18 protein-coding genes are annotated in these 19,473 nt (G+C 59.5%); 4 read left to right on the forward strand and 14 right to left on the reverse strand.

Annotated elements, in window-relative coordinates; all coding sequences use genetic code 11:
- Positions 1-28: 28 nt before the first annotated feature.
- A complete protein-coding gene (locus IFT99_RS09010; RefSeq protein WP_192131713.1) occupies positions 29-1,036 on the reverse strand; it encodes a DNA-binding protein in 1,008 nt (335 codons plus the stop codon).
- A gap of 179 nt (positions 1,037-1,215) precedes the next feature.
- Here IFT99_RS09010 and IFT99_RS09015 point away from each other — a divergent pair, with 179 nt between their 5' ends.
- The 3 genes from IFT99_RS09015 (at position 1,216) to IFT99_RS09025 (ending at position 3,854) form a co-directional block, all read left to right on the forward strand.
- Positions 1,216-2,181, forward strand: a complete 966-nt coding sequence (locus tag IFT99_RS09015; protein ID WP_192131715.1) for a tyrosine-type recombinase/integrase — start codon at positions 1,216-1,218, stop codon at positions 2,179-2,181.
- 204 nt (positions 2,182-2,385) lie between these two features.
- Positions 2,386-2,754, forward strand: a complete 369-nt coding sequence (locus IFT99_RS09020) for a histone-like nucleoid-structuring protein, MvaT/MvaU family (protein WP_065990779.1) — start codon at positions 2,386-2,388, stop codon at positions 2,752-2,754.
- A 209-nt stretch (positions 2,755-2,963) separates the two neighbouring features.
- A complete protein-coding gene (locus IFT99_RS09025) occupies positions 2,964-3,854 on the forward strand; it encodes an alpha/beta fold hydrolase (protein WP_192131717.1) in 891 nt (296 codons plus the stop codon).
- Between the two features lie 27 nt (positions 3,855-3,881).
- Here IFT99_RS09025 and IFT99_RS09030 read toward each other — a convergent pair whose 3' ends face one another.
- The 11 genes from IFT99_RS09030 to vgrG form a co-directional block, all read right to left on the reverse strand.
- A complete protein-coding gene (locus IFT99_RS09030; RefSeq protein ID WP_167355811.1) occupies positions 3,882-4,055 on the reverse strand; it encodes a hypothetical protein in 174 nt (57 codons plus the stop codon).
- A 111-nt stretch (positions 4,056-4,166) separates the two neighbouring features.
- Positions 4,167-4,496, reverse strand: a complete 330-nt coding sequence (locus tag IFT99_RS09035; protein WP_192131719.1) for a hypothetical protein — start codon at positions 4,494-4,496, stop codon at positions 4,167-4,169.
- 99 nt (positions 4,497-4,595) lie between these two features.
- Positions 4,596-4,961: a response regulator transcription factor gene (locus IFT99_RS09040; protein ID WP_065990774.1), complete on the reverse strand. Its 366-nt coding sequence runs from the start codon at positions 4,959-4,961 to the stop codon at positions 4,596-4,598.
- Positions 4,962-5,053: 92 nt separating this feature from the next.
- Positions 5,054-6,442 carry an ATPase domain-containing protein gene (locus IFT99_RS09045; RefSeq protein WP_192131721.1) on the reverse strand — a complete coding sequence of 463 codons (1,389 nt, stop codon included), beginning with the start codon at positions 6,440-6,442 and terminating at the stop codon, positions 5,054-5,056.
- Between the two features lie 273 nt (positions 6,443-6,715).
- On the reverse strand, positions 6,716-6,922 hold the full coding sequence (locus IFT99_RS09050) for a hypothetical protein (RefSeq protein ID WP_192131723.1): 207 nt from the start codon (positions 6,920-6,922) through the stop codon (positions 6,716-6,718).
- A 78-nt stretch (positions 6,923-7,000) separates the two neighbouring features.
- Complete coding sequence (locus IFT99_RS09055; protein ID WP_192131726.1) at positions 7,001-7,885, reverse strand: manganese catalase family protein; 885 nt, start codon at positions 7,883-7,885, stop codon at positions 7,001-7,003.
- 355 nt (positions 7,886-8,240) lie between these two features.
- Entirely contained in the window at positions 8,241-8,504 is a 264-nt protein-coding gene (locus tag IFT99_RS09060) for a PAAR domain-containing protein (protein WP_065990645.1), read from the reverse strand.
- Between the two features lie 217 nt (positions 8,505-8,721).
- Positions 8,722-9,360 (reverse strand): DUF2931 family protein, encoded by a 639-nt coding sequence (locus IFT99_RS09065; RefSeq protein WP_192131728.1) that lies wholly within the window; start codon positions 9,358-9,360, stop codon positions 8,722-8,724.
- On the reverse strand, positions 9,357-9,899 hold the full coding sequence (locus IFT99_RS09070; protein WP_192131730.1) for a hypothetical protein: 543 nt from the start codon (positions 9,897-9,899) through the stop codon (positions 9,357-9,359). Before IFT99_RS09070 ends, IFT99_RS09065 begins: the two co-directional genes overlap by 4 nt.
- Positions 9,900-10,017: 118 nt before the next feature.
- Entirely contained in the window at positions 10,018-10,656 is a 639-nt protein-coding gene (locus IFT99_RS09075; protein WP_065986138.1) for a DUF2931 family protein, read from the reverse strand.
- Complete coding sequence (gene vgrG, locus IFT99_RS26740; protein ID WP_192131732.1) at positions 10,653-14,678, reverse strand: type VI secretion system tip protein VgrG; 4,026 nt, start codon at positions 14,676-14,678, stop codon at positions 10,653-10,655. The genes IFT99_RS09075 and vgrG overlap by 4 nt, the downstream gene beginning before the upstream one ends.
- A gap of 249 nt (positions 14,679-14,927) precedes the next feature.
- On the opposite strand from vgrG, the gene IFT99_RS09085 reads away from it, so the two are divergent.
- Positions 14,928-16,070 carry a MalY/PatB family protein gene (locus IFT99_RS09085; protein WP_192131734.1) on the forward strand — a complete coding sequence of 381 codons (1,143 nt, stop codon included), beginning with the start codon at positions 14,928-14,930 and terminating at the stop codon, positions 16,068-16,070.
- A 229-nt stretch (positions 16,071-16,299) separates the two neighbouring features.
- On the opposite strand, the gene IFT99_RS09090 is transcribed toward IFT99_RS09085, so the two are convergent.
- Positions 16,300-17,484: a DUF1624 domain-containing protein gene (locus IFT99_RS09090; protein ID WP_192131736.1), complete on the reverse strand. Its 1,185-nt coding sequence runs from the start codon at positions 17,482-17,484 to the stop codon at positions 16,300-16,302.
- Positions 17,485-17,677: 193 nt separating this feature from the next.
- Positions 17,678-19,405, reverse strand: a complete 1,728-nt coding sequence (gene ggt / locus IFT99_RS09095; protein WP_192131739.1) for a gamma-glutamyltransferase — start codon at positions 19,403-19,405, stop codon at positions 17,678-17,680.
- Between the last annotated feature and the right edge of the window lie 68 nt (positions 19,406-19,473).

Here is a 19,473-nt window from a genome sequence, read left to right on the forward strand (position 1 = left end):
TTCCGCAAGCTGAAGACCGGTGGGTCGCTTAGGTCTGTATCGGCGGCGCCGTGGCAATAATGAGCTGCACCTCAGCGCGCAGGCTTTCGTTGTCTTCGCTCAACACGGCCACACGCTGATTGGCCTGCGCCAGTTGCTCGTTGGCCTGTGACACCGCTTTCGCCAGGGATTTACTGTCCGCTTTTATAGCCACCAGTTGCTCTTGAAGCTGCTCACGGGCGCCGTCGGCTTTGGCGGTGGCCATCTGCGCGCTGCGAAGTTCTGTGGCGAGGCGCTGCGCCTGGTCTTGCTGATCGGACAACGCCCGGGCCTGTTGACGCATCTCCCCGAGCAAACGCTCGTTGTCGCGATTCAGGCGCGTGGATTCATCCTGCTTGACCACCAGCGTCTCCTGAAGCTTTCGCTGCTCCAGCTGGATCTGCTGAAGCTGCGCTTCGTGGCGACGCTGATCCTGCTCGCGCTGCTCCTTGATGGCCTCGCGGTAATGCTCCAGCGCGGCGCGGGCGTGCACGTGCTTTTCTTCGAGGGACTGAATTTGCACGTCCTTGTCCTGCACGCGCCTTTCAAGGTCCTGGCACTGCTGGCTCAGACCGGCGTTGCGCGTCAGTTCCGACTGCCAGGAGGAGTGGGTGGTGTGCAACTGGGCGCCCTGTTCGGTCAGCGCGGCGTGTTGCGATTCGCACTGGTGCCGGGCTGACTTCAGCTCCAGCTCAAGGGCTTCCAGCCGGGTTTCCCATGCTGATCGTTGTTGATCGAACGCCGCCTGCGCCTGGGCAACGACCTGCGCACCCTCCTCCGTCAGCCGATCAAGCAGGCTTTCAACCAGCGCCTTCAGCTCCTCACTCATACGCTCCCGCGACGACACCTCGGCCGGCGCCTGGGCGTCCAGTTCCTTTAAGTACCGCGCAATCGTGGTTTTCGACCCGGTGTTACCCAGTTCCACCCGTACCGCGTCGATGCTGGGGTAGGCGCCCTTGCTCAGCAACGCCTGTCGTGCGCGCTCTACCACCGCCTTGTTAATGCCTCCGCGTGCCATGTCCGCTCCTACTATTTCGTACCGTGTTACGTAACACGTTATTACAGGCTACATTAGCAGCTAAAACCTTGTGTGGAAATGTTTCTGCCAGCAGCCGATAATAGTGCTTTATCGCTTTTCAGACGGGTGAAAGGCGATCCCAGCCAGCAAAGCGCCCGTGTCACGCCGCCGAGGGACGTATGGAAAAGGCAGATCGATACCTGTCAGCAGGCACCCGCGCCAATACGCGGCGGAGCTATCGCGCCGCGATCGAGCATTTCGAAGTGGTCTGGGGCGGTTACTTGCCCACCACAGGCGACGGCATCGTCCGCTACCTCGCCGAGTACGCTGACAAGCACGCCATCAGTACGCTGAAGCAGCGGCTGGCGGCGCTGGCCCAGTGGCACGTCACCCAGGGGTTTCCGGACCCGACCAAAACACCCACCGTGCGGCAACTGCTCAAGGGCATTCGCGTCGTCCACCCGGCGCAGGCCAAACAGGCGGCGCCGTTGCTGTTGCGTCACCTCGAGCAAGCGGTGGCATGGCTGGAGAATGAGGCGAACGCCGCCTGGGCACGGGGCGACCACAAGACACTGATGCGTCATCGTCGCTCCATCGCGCTGGTGCTGATCGGCTTCTGGCGAGGGTTTCGCGGCGACGAACTGGCCCGGCTGGACATCGGCAACACCCAGGCCCAGGCCGGCGAAGGCATCAGCTTTTATCTGCCGTACACCAAAGGCGACCGCCAGCATGAGGGCACCACCTTTCGCACCCCGGCGCTGAAGACCCTCTGCCCGGTCAATGCGTACATCAACTGGATCACCGTGGCCGGGCTGACCCAGGGGCCGGTGTTCCGCCGGATAGACCGCTGGGGCAACCTGTCCATGGACGCCATCAACGCCCACAGCCTGGTGCCGATGTTGCGGCGCATCTTTAAAGACGCCGGGCTGCCCGACGACCTCTACAGCAGTCACTCGATGCGCCGAGGATTTGCAACGTGGGCGTCAGGCAACGGCTGGGATATTAAAAGCCTGATGAATTACGTCGGCTGGAAAGACATTAAATCAGCGCTGCGTTATGTAGACCCGACCACCTCGTTTGGCGGCCTGGCATTGAAACCCGCTTTGAACACAGCGTTGCAGCCTGCAGCGCTCGGCAACAGCTGACAGGCGTGCATGTTTTAAACCTCACCACAGCGCGTGAACTGGAAACCTTGCAGTCAAGGCAGAAAAGTTTGCTGTTAGTACTGGCATCCATGCACCCACTCGCACTACAGTGTCCACGGTTACACCAGTAATCACCGTGCGCTCCAATGTTCGCCAGTGCTAACGCCGCACGTCAGTATCAACAAACCGAAACATGGAGTTCCAATGTCTAAACTTGCTGAATACCGCCAACTCGAACGTCACCTTGCCGATCAGCTCGCTGCCCTCGAGGCCATGAAAGGCGATAAAGGCCTGGAACAGGAAATCGAATTCGAAGGCAAATTGCGTACGCTGCTCGGCGAATACAATAAGAGCCTTAAAGATATTATTTCGATTCTGGATCACCCGACCGGATCCAAACAGGGCAAGAACGCCAGCGCCCCCGAGAAAACCACTCGCAAAGCCCGCGCCGTTAAAGTGTATAAAAACCCGCACACCGGTGAAGTCGTTGAAACCAAAGGTGGCAACCACAAAACCTTGAAAGAATGGAAAGCCGAACACGGTTCCGACACGGTCGAATCCTGGGTTTCCTGATCGGCCTGGCTACGGGGCTGGCTCACTGACCACTGCCCCATTGCCGATCTCCCGATGCATGCGCCCGCGGCGCTGCATCGGTGATTCAAACGCTGCTCCCGTATTGATTTGCGCTTCGCCGTCGCACACGCTCATCAGATAGATCCTCCCTTATTTCAGCCCGGCATGTCCTCAGGGCTTCGCTACTACCTGTCTGTCGGAGCCATCCCGTGAAGAATATCGTTGCCGGCGTGCTGAATGTTTCATACCGCGACGTGGGACCCAGCGACGGCCCTGTTGTCATAGTGCTCCACGGATTTCCCTATGACATCCACGCCTATGACGAGGTGTCGGCGCGACTGGTTCAGGCTGGCTGCCGCTGCATCGTGCCTTATCTGAGGGGATACGGTCCCACCCGATTTGTCGATGCCGCCACACCCCGCTCGGGCGAGCAGGCGGCACTGGGCGCCGACCTCTTGGCACTCATGGACGCGCTGAACATTCCTCACGCCATTCTCGCCGGTTACGACTGGGGCGGACGCGCCGCATGTGTGGTCGCTGCGCTGTGGCCGGAACGGGTAACGGGACTGGTCAGTTGCGACCCCGGCTACAACATTCAGGACATCGCTGCTGCAAACACACCCGCCTCCCCCGAAACGGAACGGCGCCTGTGGTACCAGTATTACCTTCACGGCGAGCGCGGACGGGCAGGCCTTGCGGCCAATCGAACGGAGTTCTGCCGTTTGCTGTGGACGCTCTGGTCACCGACATGGGGATTCTCCGAATCCACGTTCACTGACACCGCTCAGTCGTTTGAAAACCCGGACTTTGTCGAGGTCGTGGTGCATTCCTACCGTCATCGTTACGGATTGGTTCCGGGCGATCCCGCCTATGCCTTTATTCAAGAGAAGCTCGCGCAAACGCCACTGATCAGGGTTCCGGCGGTGATCCTCGCTGGGGCAGACGATGGCGTCTCTTCAAAACGTGAGGGCGTTGCGGCGGTGCGGGGATTTGCAGGGCAAGTGCGGCGGCAGGTGATAGAGGGAGTGGGCCACAATGTGCCGCAAGAAGCACCGGCAGAGTTTACCGATGCAATACTGAGCCTGCTGGACGATCACTGAGTGCATATAAACTGAGCCACTAACGACTCAGGACTGCTCGGCATTGCTTAGCTCGACGGCTGACTTGGCCGCTTCAACTTCATCTTCAAAGTACAGTTCGGCGCCCTCCTCATCCTTGACGCGGAAGACCGCAGTTGCACCGGACTGCCGGTGTTCAAGTGGGATGTCTTCACCTTCCAGTCTGACGACGGCCACGGCCATTATGATTCTCCTGCGGGAAACACTGACAACCAACCGAGCTGTTCACACTGGAACCTGCTCACATTGATGATCAGTTTGAACATTCAAAGGCATGGTCATTACGCACGATAATCAGCGTAGAACCGAGGATTGTGTGTGGGTACGTGGGGTGCTGAAGATTTGTGCACTTTGCAGCGTGACAGGCAGCGGACTGTATTCAAGGTTGATCAGGCGAACCCCGTTGATGTGAGGCTGCCCACAAGGAAGCGCACCAAAGGCAGTGGCCAGCACCATCTGGTCGTGCTCAAACAAAACGATGGTTTCCGCGGTCACGGCGTCCATGTAAAGCGAATAAGGGCACGACGCATCAGGACAAATCTGATGGCGAAGCTCGTTTAACACGCGCAGGCGGCGGTAGACAACGGTGCCTTCACCCAACGATTTGCTGTACCAGGTATTCATTGCGCTGCCCATCTTGTAAGCGTTATCAGTATCGACCCTGCCCTGATCCGATTCGTTCAACGGTAATAACGATCGAGGGAGGCCAACTTATGGACGGGCTTACAGGCGGGCTTGAAACAGAGCGTGGATCTTGCCGATGACCTGATCGATGTCGAAGGGCTTTTCAATCACCTCATCAAACAAATCCGGCCGCTCGGTACCCATATAGGCCTGCGCGCCACTCATGAGCATGATCGGCGTCGCCATGTGCACTTGACGGGACTTGATTGTCTGGGCAAGTTCCAGACCGGTCATGCCCGGCATCATGAAATCGGTGATGATCAGGTCGGGGCGCTCGCGGTCAAGAATGGCCAGCGCTTTGCTTCCGCTGCCGGCGACGACCGTATGAAAGCCTTCGTCCTCCAGCGCAAAGCTAAGGATGTCGGCAATCAGGTATTCGTCGTCGATGATCAGAATGGTCGGCATCAGAGGGTCACTTCCCACGATGTCGCGAGGGTCTGGCGCCTGGTCAGGCAACTCAACGGCTCTGGCCACCCCCACGTTGCGAATCGCATATCTCAGACCTTCTTCATGGTGATTCCAGCGTTGCTCATCACGACTTCAAGTGGCGAGGGATCGTAGGCATTGTCTCTGATCTTCAGAATAGAAACCTGCCGCTGAAGTTCAGTCCGATGCTGCACGAATTGGACGAGCAGCAGGTTATCCACCACGCCGGAGACATCCGGTGTCGGGAGGTTTGCACGCTCGTCGAACAACCGATGGGCTTCCCATGCCGCCATCACCGTAACGCCCCGGCCGCGAAGTTCGCTGAGCAAGGTGTCTAGAACGTCCAGCACACGACTCTGATCGGCGGCCGTGCGGCTCAGGGCATTCAGGCTGTCGATGAACACACGCTTGATCTGCAGCCGCTCTACCCGGTCGAGCAAGTCGTAACAGACACGATCAATCAGACCCGCCGAGGCCGGCGTCCAGACGATGTGCAGCCCACCCGACGCTTCCAGCGCGGCGAAGTCCTTTCCGAGAGAACGCGCTTTGCTCATGGCCCGCTGCGGCGACTCGTGAAAGCCGAAGTACAGCCCGGGCTCCTGTGCCGAGCAGCCGCCCAGAAACTGAATGCCCAGGGACGTCTTTCCCGCGCCAGAAGGGCCCATGATCAGGGTCACCGAAGAGCGGACCAGACCGCCACCGATGTGGGCGTCCAGCCCGTCGATGCCGCTGCTCAGTAGGGAATGTGGATGTTCGGGCATGGCGCCGGTGCGGGTGAGCATGCATTCCAGGCGCGGGTAAATGGAAATGCCCTGCTCGTTGATCTCGAATTCATGGGCACCAGGGATCGCGCCACTGCCCCGGGTCTTGCGCATCTTGATCCGCCGCACCGTGCGCGAGCCGACCATGTCTTCGCCCATCTCGATCACGCCGTCGACCATCGTGTGCTCGGGACTGCCATCGTCGAGTTGCGAACTGGTGAGGAACAGCACCGTGCAACCGGCGAATGCGGCATGCCCCTGCAGCTCGGAGATGAACTGCTTGGTGTCCAGCGGCGTTTCTGCCCTGGAGCGCGCGTTGAGCAGCCCGTCCAGTATCAGCAGGCTGGAATGCTGGCGGCTGATCTCGCGGCGCAGCAACTTGACCACTTCGTGCAGCCCATCGTTCTCGAGGGTGTCGAACGCGCTGACGAACTGGATACTCTGGCCTACCGCGCCGCGATCAAAGAAGCTCAGGGTCGAGAGGAAATGAAACAGCCGGTCGTGGGGTTCGGCGAGCAACGTTGCGAACAGCACGCGGCCGTTTTGGCGGACGTGGTTGAACCCCACCTGGTTGGCGAGAATCGTCTTGCCCGACCCCGGCCGTCCTTGAATGATGTATGACGCGCCCGCAACAAGGCCTCCTTTGAGCACTGCGTCGAAGCCCTTGATCCCGCTTTCAAGGCGTTTTAGCTGATTCAAATCTGCTCCCTCTCCTGATGTGCATCAGGCCTGAAAATACGCATTGCTCACGCGCGAAGGCCAATACAGTGGCGTGTAATCGCGGATCAGTCCAGCCCGTCGCAACGTTGCGGATTGCGCGGCGTGCAGTTGCTGAGCAGGTATCCCATTCGGTCCCCTCGGCAGCGACAAAAAAAAGCCCGCTTTCGCGGGCAAAATCGATGGAGTTATAGCGAGATGGAACCGTCCAGCCAGCGGATGGTTCTGCGAAACCACCCACAGAAACCCCGAGCGTTAATGAAGTCTCTCAACCCCTTTGACGGATTTGGGCAGCAGTCCCGCCTTGAATTGCTGAACAAACAACGCCGTTCTGAACCCGCGCCCCAGCGTTGCCGCTTCTGCTTCAAAACGGGTTACACATGACGTGAAGTCGAGCTTGGCGTTGTCGTTGAACAACTCGCTGGGTTCGTTGAGGGTTGAATCTTCCAATGGCTTGTTCATCAGAGACCTCCATGCTGTACCTGGCATTGATGACACTGTCGGGCGGGGCCGCTACGTACCGGCCCAGCCCGTCTCGGTTTACTCGGCTTTGCCCTGAGCCAGGCCCGACCCGAGGTCAGCACCGGTCATAGGGTCGGCTTCCAGATCGGACTTCAGCCGCTCTTTCATCATGGTCAGCGTCACCGAATCGTCCTCGCTCAACGTGACAGAAGCGGTACCGTCGCCCCCATCGACTGCCGGCTTTGGATTCTCGACGTATTCGAAATCAGCGTCGCTGTTCCACGGCCCACGCACGTTCGGCTCGCCGTTGGACATGCTGAAGTAAGTCCGGGAGAACTCTGGCATGCCTGGCAGCTTGCCTTGGGGGAAGTTCGGCTGAATCGAATGCAACGCTTTCTCGAAGGAAATCTGATGCGCGATTTCACGGGTCATCAGGAAGCCCAGGGCGTCCTTGATGCCTGGATCGGTGGTCACGTTCATCAGGCGTTCGTAGACGATCTTCGCCCGTGCTTCGGCGGCGATGTTCGAACGGAAGTCCGCCGTCGGTTCACCGATGGTATCGATGTAGGCGGCTGTCCATGGCACGCCCGCGGAGTTGACCAGCGGAGCACCACCGCCGTACAGCAGGCTGGTGATGTGCGAATCATTGCCGGCACCGTTGATGTCACGGTACAGCTCGCCTTCGGCTTGCACGCCTTCGGCCAGTTTGCCTTTGGCGCCTTTGTTGAGCATCACGATGATCGAGCCAATGATCTCAAGGTGGCTCAATTCCTCGGTGGCGATGTCCAGCAACAGGTCCTTGCGACCTGGATCCTCTTCAGCCAACGCTTGCGTGAAGTAACGAGTGGCCGCGGCCAGCTCGCCCTGGGCGCCACCGAACTGCTCCAGAAGCAGATTGGCCAGACCCGGGTTAGGCTCGGCGACGCGAACCGTGTATTGGAGACGTTTATTGTGCAGGAACATAGTGTTACTCCCTTCTCAGGCTATTTTGATATCAGGATGTTTAACGACAAGTTCAGCTTTTTTAGTACGGCGATCGGTCAACTAAGCAGAACGCACAGATATAAAGAGAGATCGGGGGTGGTGTAATTCAGGAAAGCGAAAATAGGCCCGACCAATGGTGTGGCGCTTAAAGTTTAATAACGGTGGGCGTGTCCCGACAGGTGGTCTGTTATTTAACGACAGCCGAACGAATTGAATTTCGCGACCCTAAGCGATCTGAATGGAGAGTTGTCAGGAGTTGGATCGACGGCATTGCACCGTCGATGACCATGAAGATTTTTCGTGGGGACATGGAGCGGGTCGCGCAGGTGGATCATCAGCTGATGACGGCGGCTTTCGGTCCACTGGCGATCAGGGCCGCGCCACACGCTGTCTTCATTCCGTCCAGTGCAACCGGGACTCCATCCACGGCGTACGTGCTGCTGCCTTCGGCGATGGGGAAAATACCTTTGCATAACGGGCAGCTGACGTTGTGCCCTACCCCGGCGATGGGCTTGCCGTTGAGGTTAGTCTGCGGGAAGGCTTCAAGCACGACGCCGCCGTGGGTGGTGAGGTCGCCTAGGCGGATGATGTCTTTCATAGTTGTGAAGTCTCTCGGTTAGTTTGATTGAGTCACTATCTGTTTACGATGATTGCTTATAAGCGGCTGGGAACTGCTCACTCTTTGGAAGTGCATTCGGGTGTAGGCGCTTGTTTGCTGGCGAACGCGCTGTATCAGGCAACAGAATTGTTGTGCCATTTGACGGCCTGCACGATTCAACTGGAAATCGGCGCACATCGAACTTTGGCAGTTGAAATTACCAACTGCCATACGGAATGCCGTGTTGGTCGACGTAGGCTTTGTTCTCAGGTTCGAGATCGATGTACTTGCCCTTGCTTGCGCCACGGTACGGGCCGAGGGGCTCGACTTTGGCTTGGTAGCGGCCAACTTCTTTGAAGCTCAGGCATGGCGCACCGACCCACACTTTGACGATACCTCCCGGAGCCATTCCCAACGTAATCGCGAAACGGTAGTCGTTCATCCATTCTTTTGAACTGCGGCAATACACGCGCTGTGGCGTCACCATCTCATCGCGTACCCACTGCGGTATCCGGATGCTGATTTTGTAAGCCTGAGGCTCCACTAGTGACTGCCAGCGCAGAAGAAGTTGGTCTGGTAAGTCAACGTTGTTGATGGGTTTTCCGCCAGATGTGCCCTTGTGCCAGCCCTCGGGCTTTCGCGTGTAACCGGCGACTCCGGCGTGTACGTTAAAAAAAACGTATCCCCGCTGATCGAGCACATCGACGCTTTCAACCCACACTTCCATGTGTTTGGGCGCGGCGAAGCCGATATACCACGCCGGATATGGCAGCTTGACAGGTGGGGGTACTGAGCCACCCGTGGCACAGGCACTCAAGCTGAGTAGGAATCCGACTGCAAAACCCAGGCACCTCATTCCGGATAACCTTCTTGCGGACTATTGAGGTGCACGTTCCTGCGATTCAGCGGCGCCGGCTTGCTGAATAGAAAGGGACCCTCAGGGGTCCAGTGCGCGGACAGGTGGATGTAACGAACTCGCAGCAATGACTCTTGCGCAGGTTCAAGTCTTACGAGCCTATCCGTCATTACCTGCTGCAAGATTCGATTCGCGATAGGCATGAGCTCGTCCGGCATCGCGAGCTCAGGCCGCCCCTCCAGCCCCTTGAATGGAACGCCGTGACGCACCGCTAGTTCACGCATTACGCGCAATGCAATCAGGCTCAGTTCGCCATGCACGGGGCGTTCGAGCAGCACGGTTATCCAGTAGTCCTCCATGGCCGACGCAGCTTTGCCGCGAGGGTTAGTTGCTGCAGGCCAGGCTTTCACGGCAACGTAGCCATCGCGAGCCACGCCTGATTCGCGCAATACGTTGGCGTCCGCCTCTGCACGGGTCCACGCGGCATGGAATTCAACCTTTTGACCGGTCGGAACGCTGGCCTTGCAGGGCTGCGTCATCCACAACTTTTCTCGTGCTCGTGGGAGATAGCCCCCGCCGACATCGGAGTGAGCGCCGCACTGGATTCTGAGACGTTCATTTGTGCGGTGGCGCGATGGGTGCGGGGCCGCAGCAGCATTACCAGCTGCCATAGGGAATGCCGTGCTGGTCGATGTAGGCTTTGTTTTCAGGTTCGAGTGGGATGTACTTGCCCTTGCTCGCCCCACGATAGGGTCCGAGCGGTTCGATTTCAGCCTGAAAGCGGCCGACCTCCTTATGCTCTAAACACCCCGATCCGACCCAGACCTTTGCGATGCCTCCGGGCGCCATGCCCAGGCTTATGGTGTCCCGATATAGAGTGACAACTTCCTGATCCCAGCTACAAAACTCCCGCTGTGGCTTGATCATTTCATCGCGTACCCATTGGGGTATTTTGATCAAAACTTTATAGGTTTGTGGTTCAACTAAGGATTGCCAGCGCAGAAAAATTTGATCTGGTAAATCGACGTTATTGATGGGCTTGGACTTGCCTCCTCCTTCGTGCCAGCCATCCGGCTGACCCGTGTAGCTGGCGACGCCACCGTGCACGCGAAAAAAAGCAAGGCCGCGCTGATCCAGCACATCAACCGTCTCCACCCACACCTCCATATTTTGGGGCGCTGCCAACCCTACGTACCACGCCGGATACGGCAGCTCGGGCCTCGCTGGAAGTGGAGAGTTCGCTGCACAGGCACTCAGGCTGATTAGCAATCCCAGTGCATACGCCAAGCGCCTCATTCGGGATAACCTTCTTGCGGACGATTGAGGTGCACGTTCCTACGATTCAGCGGTGCCGGTTTGCTAAGTAAGAAGGGACCTTCAGGGGTCCAGTGCGCTGATATGTGGATGTAACGCGATCGTAGCAATGCCTCTTGCGCAGGTTCCAGGCGTACGAGCCGGTCCGTCATTACCTGCTGCAAGATTCGCTTAGCGATAGGCATAAGCTCCTCTGGCACTGCGAGTTCAGGCCGCGCTTCCAGACCCTTGAAGGGAACGCCGTGACGTATCCCCAGTTCACGCATAACACGCAGTGCAATCAAGCTCAGTTCGCCATGTACAGGGCGTTCGAGCAGTACGGTTATCCAGTAGTACTCCATGGCCGACGCAGCTTTGCCGCGAGAGTTAGTTGCTGCAGGCCAGGCTTTCACCGCAACGTAGCCATCGCGAGCCACGCCTGATTCGCGCAATACCTTGGCGTCCGCCTCCGCACGGGCCCAAGCGGCATGGGACTCAACTCTTTGACCCGACGGAACGCTGGCCTTGCAGGGCTGCGTCATCCACAACTTTTCTCGTGCTCGTGGGAGATAGCCCCCGCCGACATCCGAATGCGCGCCCGGCAGTCCGATTTGGAGGTGCGTGTGGTGGACGTTATTAAGAGAAAAGTCGGCGCGGTACTCGTCGAGCGCTTGAAGGTGAATGACCTGCCGCGCGCAGTCGGGTGGCAGATAGAGATTGACGCCCTGATTCAGGTCGTTGCCAGGACTGAAGTCCCCATTTAGAGGGTCTGAGATGGCCGCAACCGTATCGAACAGGCCAATCAGATTGATGCAAACATCAGCGGCGTTATCAAAGCTTTTCAGCAGACCGCCCCTCCCCCTTGCGAACATCTCGCTGAATATCCCGCGTCCGGGTTTAAGGACTTCGTTTGCGCAATGTCGTGCAGCAGCAGCTCCACGGCTGAAACCAAAGACGTCAAATTCGACTTTGCTTATCGCCACACTAGGATTTTTGGTAATGAATGCACGCAGGCGCTGCCTGATTGAGTCGGGTGCTTGTCTCACCCGCGCCACCACCCCAGTTTCACCCTGCCCGAGTCCTTGGCCGATCAGTCTGTCATCTTTGCCGCCACTACGTGTGCCGATGCCTTCCATGTAGACGGATAGGTAGGCGATCTTTTGGTCTTTATTAAGCGGCGTGGTGCTGTTATCCGGATACAAGTCATACAAATACGCCACATTGCTCGGCGCATTCCCGTAACTGTTGTTCGGCGCGCTGTTAAACGCACTCCCGTCAAACTCCCCAAACCCATACTGCTTGCACGTCGCTGCAATGCTCTCAAGCTCTTCAGCGCTAAAGCTGTCCAAGTCCTGCCGTCGGCACCGTTCAGTCGCCGCCGCATTGCTCTGGTTATTACCGGTCCCGTCAAAGAACAGCCCGATGCGCAGGGTGATGCCTTCGGTGGTTTCCTCTTCCTCTTCTTCCTCCTCAAGCTCAGGCGTGGGACGCGGTGTCAGCCATTCTTCAGGCTGAGGAAAGTCGATCGCGATGTTTCCAGGCAAAATCGTGTGGACGGGCATGGTCTTGCCGTCCTTGTCGGTCACGCCGTTGAACACTTCGCCGTTCTGCGTGGTGATCCGGTAACGGACGAAACGGGCAGCGGCCTGTTGCGCGTCGACCAGGGTGTACCCCGCCCCATAGCCATAAGGTATTGGCGTCACCGGGGTGGTCAGCGTGGTGGCACCGCCCTTTAGCACGTAAACGGCACGGTGATAGATATTCCCCGGCGCGCCCAGCTCGATCTCGCCATCCTTGATACGGATGAATGCGCCGCCGCAACTGAGGACGAGTTCCTTCGGCGCGCTGATTTCGATCCGGCCGGCCAGGCTTTCAATCTTGATGTCGTCTTGGGCGAGCGCGTGCAGTGCGGCACTTTGGGCGTGAAGCTTGACGTCGCCCTGAACCGCTTTTACTTGCAGACCCTTGGTGACGGCACACAGGCTGATCGCACCTTCGGCGGTGCCGGTGATGTTGCGTCCGGCGCTGAGGTCGGTTGAGCGTGATGAGGTGATGGCGACGCTTTCGCGACCGGAGGAAACGCAGATCGCTTCGGGGCTGACCATGCCGATGCCGGCCGGTGCGTGCAGCAGAAGCCCGGGCTCGCTGAGGTGAGTCAGCGCGTCGTTTAGTTGCGAGTGGCTGCGGGTGTCTGCGGCGATAGCACCCGCACTTCGCGCGGCCTGGGCCATGGTGCGGGCCAAGGAAAGCGCGGTTTCAAGCTGGTTGATCGCCGCGTCCATGTCGAGCTGCTGACCGTGGGCTTTGGTCTGTTCATCCGCACTGATAAACAGCCCGCGCCCCGCCCGAATCGCGCCCCAACCGTCCGTTCGCAACTCGAACCCTTCGCCGCGCTTATCCTTCTCGTTGTCGACCAGATGCCCAAGGTACAGCTGGCTCTTGCCGCTGTGTTCGGTGCTGAGTTTGATGTGTTCCTGGCCGCGATCGTCCTCCATCCGCAGCTTGTTCTTCGCCGGGGTGCGCAGGACATTGCGTTTGTAATCGCTGCGCAGCAGCGTCACATGATCGGGATGGCGACTGTCATGGAGCGCGTGAGCGATGTAGGGCCGGTCCGGGTCGCCTTGCTCAAACGCGATGGCTACTTCGGTGCCACAGATCAGCGGCAGGTGCAAGCCGTGGGTATCGCCCGCATAGGGTCGGGCCAATCTGAGCCACAGACTTTCTTCACCCAATTTCCAGCTGTTGCGGTCGAACAGAAAACTGACCTTGTAGCGGCCTTCGCTATCAATGTGGCTATAGGGATCGTTGGCCAGCGAGCTGGTGACACGGGCCGACACAGTGCCCACTATCTCAGGCTTGGCCAGCAACGGCGGCCGAAAGCACACGCTCTCCGAATAGGGAATCGCTTCAAAGCTCAGCTCGAAACTGCGGTCCCGCGCGGCACGCAGCTGCAATCGAGTGATCACCGCACCCGGTTCAAACGCTTGCGGCGCACCACCCGAGATCTGCTGCACCTGCGCCAATCCCAACGAAGCACTGCTGCTCACACCACTTAAGCGAGTCTGATTATTCAGATACCGCTCATGCCGCAACCGGGCGTAGAAAAACCCGCTTTCACCCTCTAAATCTTCATCCTGATCCAGCTTGTCGCCGAGCACCTTGTACGGCTCGGCATAGTGATACGCCTTGCCGTAAGTGGTGGAATCCCCACGCGTCTGATCAACATCCCCATCGAGCCATGCGTTCGCATCCCGATGGTGATAAGCCCGAAAGTGTACGTTCTTCTCCACCACCTCATGACTGACCTGCAGCCCCCAAACCCCGTCCTGACCACTGCTGCCCAACCCCGACCGCGGCCGAAACGGCAAGCTCACACGCGGCCGAACGTAATGCCGCTGGTCATCATGAAACTCAACGACCGCAATCCCCAATCGCTCATCGTTAGTGAAGCGGAACCAGATCCCCACCTCGGCTAATAAGCGTGAAATAAACGCCAGATCGCTCTCGCCGTACTGCATCACCTGCTCGCGCTTCGGATACTCCCTTACCAGCGAGAACAAAAAGTCCTGCCCCTCAAAGTCATGCCGAGTACGCAGAACGCTCTCGACAATCTGCGGCACCGACTGATGCTGATAGATCCGGAACTGCCGCCCACGGGCCAGCAACGCAAGGCGCGGTTCAAGCGTCACTTCATAACGCGCCTCGTCAGCCGAACCAGAGAGCCGTTTAAACCCCGTCACAACCCCATGCAAAGTTCGCAACGGTTTAACCGGAGGCACCGGCAAACCACGAATCGCCACCGGCAACGTATGCGCCGCAGCATGCAGACTGAACTGCGCATCCTGCCCCAGCATCCGCTCAGCGCCGATGTCCGGCTCAGCGGAAGTGAATTCCACCCGGTAACGAAACGGCTGACTCAGCTGTTCCTCGCCCTCGAAGGCAAGAACATCGTGTTCAATGGGCAGACGATGAACAACAAGCTTATGGCGACTGTGGTCGAAGAACGGCGGCAACACGGTGAGCATGAATGAGCGTCCCTGGCAGGAAAAATCCCCCCTGAGCAGCGCGTAAAGATCTGATCAACTCGTCCATGAGAGAGGGCTGAGGCCGGCGAAGATGAGGCATTTCAAAGTGTGACTCCAGAGGGCGAGACACGAAGGAGACGGTTCCAGCGGCATTTACGGACTAATCCTACAATCCGTAAATCGACAGCAAACCCGCCCGCCAATCTCTGGCACAATCCCCTCTTTTTTTCGAGCAGGACAGGCCAGCACATGGATCTGAATAACGTTTTTCAGCGCTTGAACACCGGCAGCAAAAAGTGGAGCCAGTACCCCGAGGACGTGCTGCCAATGTGGGTGGCGGACATGGATTTCCCGGTGGCCGCGCCCATTGTGCAGGCGCTGAAGAACCGTCTGGAGCATCCGCTGCTGGGCTATTCCGTGCCCCAGCAGGCGCTGCGTGAGACCCTGGTCAAGCATCTCGCCGAGCGTTACGGCTGGCAGATCGAGGCGCAGGACCTGGTGTTTCTGCCCGGGGTCGAGCCCGGCGTGAACATGGCGCTCCACGCACTGGTCTCGCCGTCCAGCGCGGTGCTGGTGCAGACGCCCAACTACTCGCCGCTTCTGCACGCGCCGGCCAACTGGAAGCTGCCGCGCATCGATCTGCCCTTCCATGCCAACCCCCAGGGCGAATACCCCACCGACATTGCGGCGCTGCAACGCGCCCTGCCTGACCATGGCGCACTGCTGCTGAGCAATCCCCACAACCCGCTGGGCAAGGTCTTCGAACGCGACGAACTGCTCGCCATCGGCGAAGCCTGCGTACGACGGGATGCGCTGATCATTTCCGATGAAATCCACGCCGACCTGCTGTTCGACGGCCGTCAGCACACGCCGATCGCTTCCCTGAGCCCGGAGATCGCAGCACGCAGCGTGACGCTGATGTCGGCGAGCAAAGCGTGGAACATTGCCGGTCTGAAAACTGCGTTCGCCGTGGTGCAGAACGCCGAGCTTCGCCAGCGTTTCAATGCCGGGCGGCTGGGGCTGGTCGACAGCGTGAACGCCCTGGGCCTGGAGGCGACTGAAGTGGCCTATCGCGAGGGCGGCTCGTGGCTGGCACAGGTAGTGGCGTATCTGCAGGACAACCGTGATTACCTCGCCGAGGCGATCAACACCCGTTTTCCGGGGATCACGATGCATTTGCCCCAGAGCACGTATCTGGCGTGGCTGGATTGCTCGGGCCTGGAACTAAAAAACCCACAACAGTTCTTCCTCGAACACGCCAAAGTCGCGCTCAGCGACGGGCTGGAATTCGGCGACGACTGCGGCCAGTTCGTGCGCCTGAACTTCGGCTGCCCGCGAGCGATGCTGAAAGAAGGCCTGGCGCGCATGGAACGCAGCCTGCGCGACGCCTGATGCCTTCCCGGCTAAAGCCGGTCTACGGCGGGTTCCACCACGATTTAGCGGCGTGACGACTGACGCTTTCCCGGCTAAAGCCGGTCCTACATGGGTTCCACCACCCGTCCCACTGGATGCATACGATGCTTTCAGTAGGACCGGCTTCAGCAGGGAAGAGGCCCGCGCCTGCACCGTAAGTTTTGCAGCGTGACGCCTGAAGCCCTGCGCAGCCCTGAAATGGGCGTGCTCAGAAATACTTCAGCCAGGCGATGTCCCGACGTCGCGCCTTGAGCGCGGCAAACCAGCTCACCGCCGGCAACAGCACAACGGTCAGCACCGCAGCGCAACCCCACAGGCCCAGTACCGAGGTGAAACCGAAGTACTGGCCTTGGGTGGTGCCCCAGATCGCCACCGCGCCGACATACAGCAGCTTGAGCACGTACAAGTGGAGCAGGTAGAAAAACATCGGCGCCGCGCCAAAGGTCACCAGCGGTCGCAGCCATGCCCGCCCCTGTTGACGCTCAAGCCAGGCCAGCACCAGCAAGCCAACCCCCAGGGTCAGACTGATAAACAGCAACGACGGCGGGTACTTGGTGACGTTGAGGACGCTCATCAGCGTCTGCGCGGTGGTGTCACCCTCCACCCACGGCTTCTCGCCATAGCCGTTGATGCCGCGCAACGCGAGAAACAGCGTCAACGCGCCAAAACCCCAGGCAATCAGGTTGATCTCGCGCTTGTCTCCATTCGCGCCTCGCCCAAACCACGGCCCGGCGGCGTAACCCACGGCGATCACGCCGATCCACGGCAGCAGCGGGTACGAGGTGCGCAGGCGCAAACTGTCGCCGACCTCGATCCAGCCGCGGTCATGGAGAATCGCCCACGGGATGTGCAAAGCCGAGCCCGCGGCAAAATGCACGTTGTCCAGCAAGTTGTGCCCGGCGATGATTGCCAGCCCCAGCGCCGCCAATACGCCGCGCGGCAAAACGACCATCGCTGACAGCGCGATCATGCTCAGGCCAATCGCCCAGATGACCTGTAAATAGATCACCGTCGGCGGAAACTGGAACGTCCAGGCGAAATTCACCAGCGTCAGTTCCAGCGCGATCAGCACCAGCCCGCGCTTGAACAGAAAGCCCGCCACCGCGCCTTTGCCCGCATGCCGTTCGCCGTACAGCCAGGCGGAAAGCCCCGTCAGAAACACGAACAGCGGCGCGCAGAAATGCGCGAGGGTGCGGCTGATGAACAGGTCAACGCTGGTGTGAGCGACATCCATCGGATCGCTGACCTGATGGTGCAGAAAGAAGGTCTCGCGCACGTGATCCAGCAGCATGAAGATGATGATCAGCCCACGCAGGGCATCGATCGATTGCAGGCGGCCGGGATGGGCGATGGACGTGGCGGGAGATTGCAGAGGGACAGACAGGGTTTGCATACGCGGTGGACTCTCGAAGCGCGATAACCGACAGGCCCGTGATCGACCTGAAAAACGGGTTATAACATAACACTTCGAAGGGGCCTGTGCGCAACCTGATTCACGCGCAGGGTCTGGCTTGGGAAGCGCTAAACCCTCCCGTCACCGGACAGGAGCACCCTGCCCCGTCCGATGAAGTCAGCTCCCTGGTGAATCAATAGCCCAAGGACAACCCCGTGCTACGACGCGGATCGTTGGCCCCGTAAAACCGGTTATTGCCCACCGGCTTGCCGCCCAGCGAAGGTGCGCCAACGAGGATCGCGGCCAGGTGGTTGGCGTCCTGGGGACCGGCAAACGTGTGACCCCAGCTTTCCAGGATCTTCCGGGTGTCAGGGCTGACGGCGAAGGCTTCCAGGTTGGTGGTTTCCGGCATCCACTGCTGGTGGAAGCGTGGCGCATCGACCGCTTCCTGAATATTCATGCCGTAGTCGATAACGTTGAGCATGGTCAGCAAGGTCGCGGTGATGATGCGGCTACCGCCCGGCGTGCCGACGACCATTACCGTCTTGCCGTCCTTGGTGACGATGGTCGGGCTCATCGATGACAACGGCGACTTGCCCGGTGCGATGGCGTTGGCTTCGCCCTGAATCAGGCCGTACATGTTCGGCACGCCGACCTTGGAGGTGAAGTCGTCCATCTCGTCGTTGAGGATCACGCCGGTGCTGCTCGCCATCACGCCTGCGCCGAACCAGTCGTTGAGGGTGTAGGTGACGGACACCGCGTTGCCCCATTTGTCGACGATGGAATAGTGCGTGGTGTTGTTGCCTTCGTGGGGCGCGACGCCGGGTTTGATGTTCTGGGAGATCCCGGCTTTCTGCGGTTCGATGGCGGCGCGCAGCTTGGCCGCGTAGTCGCGGTCGAGCAGATGGCTGATCGGGTTTTTGACGAAATCCGGATCGCCCAGGTAGCTGTTGCGGTCGACGTAGGCGTGACGCATGGCCTCGATCTGGTAATGCAGCCCCTGGGCGGAGTGATAGCCCAGTTCCTGCATCGGGTAGCCTTCGAGGATGTTCATGATCTCGCAAATCACTACCCCGCCGGAGCTCGGCGGCGGCGCCGAGACCACGTGGTAGCCGCGGTAATCACACTCGATCGGCGCCAGCTCTCGGGTTGCGTATTTGTCGAGATCCGCCTGGGTGATGATGCCCTTCCCTGCCTGGCTCGAATCGACGATCGCCTTGGCCACCCAGCCTTTGTAGAAGCCGTCGCGGCCTTTGGCGGAGATTTCCTTGAGGGTTTTGGCCAGGTCTTTCTGCACCAGGGTGTCACCCACTTGCAGCGGCTGGCCCTTGTTCAGAAAGATCGTGCCCAGGTCCTTCGCATCTGCCTTGAACTCGTCGGTGGCGGTGCCGAGCAAGTCGACATCGCCTTGCTCCAGGACGAAACCGCTTTCAGCGAGTTTGATCGCCGGCGCAATGACTTCCGCGCGCTTTTTGGTGCCGTATTTGCTCAGCGCCATTTCCATCCCGGACACGGTGCCGGGCACGCCGACGGCCAGGTGCCCCTTGGCACTCAGGTCCGGCACGACGTTGCCGTCCTTGTCCAGGTACATGTTGGCGGTGGCCGCGAGGGGCGCTTTTTCGCGGAAGTCGAGGAAGGTCTTCCGCCCGTCTGCCAGCTGGATGGTCATGAAACCACCGCCGCCCAAGTTGCCGGCGGCTGGATAGACCACGGCCAGCGCGTAGCCCACGGCAACGGCCGCATCCACTGCATTGCCACCGGACTTGAGCACGTCGACACCGACATGGGTCGCCAGGTGCTGGGCGGTAACGACCATGCCGTTTTCAGCGGCGGCCGGGGCCACGGAGGCGGCGTGAGCGCAGGACAGACCAAGGATAAGCGCCGTCGCAACGAGAAGCCGGGCAAAGGGTTCGAACTTCATGGGCGTTTCTCTTTTTCTTGTGAGGGAGGAGCAGCGGTGGGCAGAAGGCGCCCCGCACTAAACTAGCG

It is taken from the genome of Pseudomonas sp. CFBP 8772 (genome assembly GCF_014841665.1).
Taxonomy (GTDB): Bacteria; Pseudomonadota; Gammaproteobacteria; order Pseudomonadales; family Pseudomonadaceae; genus Aquipseudomonas; species Aquipseudomonas graminis_B.